The 1,128-nt window shown below is 60.1% G+C and carries 1 protein-coding gene; it reads right to left on the bottom strand.

Annotated elements, in window-relative coordinates; genetic code table 11:
• The coding region (truA, locus tag BQ17_RS10250) for a tRNA pseudouridine(38-40) synthase TruA (protein ID WP_369406467.1) at positions 1-911 on the bottom strand (911 nt) is incomplete at its 3' end.
• Positions 912-1,128: the final 217 nt, after the last annotated feature.

Raw genomic sequence — 1,128 nt, 5'->3', positions numbered from 1 at the left:
TTCCGGTAAGCATCGGGGTGAGATTGCCGCCGCACTCCAAAACGTCCGGTGATACCCTTCCATGATCGTTGGCAGTCTGGAATCCATAAAGAGCCAAGATTTTTTGTCGGGTCACCTGTTTGCCTTGCCTGTGGCAGACCGAACCCCTCCGGATAATCCGCGCGCAGAAAGTATAGGCCCTGGGGCGGGGCAGTGACACCACCGTGCCTGCGATCACGGATCCGCAGCAGCTCGCGGACCCAGGAGACGGGCCGGTCACCGTACCCGATGGCTATGAGGACACCGGCGATGTTGCGCACCATATGATGCAGAAAGCCATCCGCCCCGATGCGCAGCTCAAGCACCTCTCCGCACCGCTCCAGGCCGATGTAATGCACCTGCCGCACGGGGCTCTTGGCCTGACAACCGAGGGCGCGAAAGCTGGAAAAATCGTGCTCGCCGACCAGATCCGACCCGGCGCAACGCATCGCGTCCAGGTCGAGCGCCTGGTGCACCCATACTGCCCGGTTGCGGAGCAGGGATGGGCGCGTCGGTCGTGACAGGATGCGATAAAGATAATGACGGGCGGTGGCGCAAAAACGGGCATGAAACTCCGCCTTCACCGGGCGGGCCCAGAGTACATTGACATCCGGCGGAAGATTGACGTTGGTGCCGAGTACCCAGGATCGCTCGCTCCGCTCCGCCCTGGTATCGAAGTGAATGACCTGCTCGATGGCATGGACCCCGGCATCGGTGCGCCCGGCACAGTGGACACGGACCCTGTGATTGGCAACCCTACCGATGGCCCGCTCCAACTGCCCCTGGACCGTGCGCTGATTGTCCTGTACCTGCCAACCGTGAAATGCGCTGCCGTCGTACTCGATCCCCATGGCGATGCGAATTGCTGCATCGGTCGGCGTCGTTGCTGCCACTTAAAAACCCCGCGGATTTATAACCTACATTTCCGACACGCCTGCGGTGCGACCGTAGATACTCTGTTCCAGTGCAAGTCCAATTTGCCTCCTGATCCCCAAAAATTCACTCCGACGCATAAATTAGATTTATCAGGCAGCGGTTTCGGTTGGGGTAAAGAAGCGGCTGCTGTCGAAGGGGGTTCGGTTCTTGAGCATGGCATGAATGGCGTGCAGG

This window comes from Candidatus Thiosymbion oneisti (assembly GCF_900092655.1).
GTDB lineage: Bacteria > Pseudomonadota > Gammaproteobacteria > Chromatiales > Chromatiaceae > Thiosymbion > Thiosymbion oneisti.
This window is presented reverse-complemented; position numbering and strand designations above follow the sequence as displayed.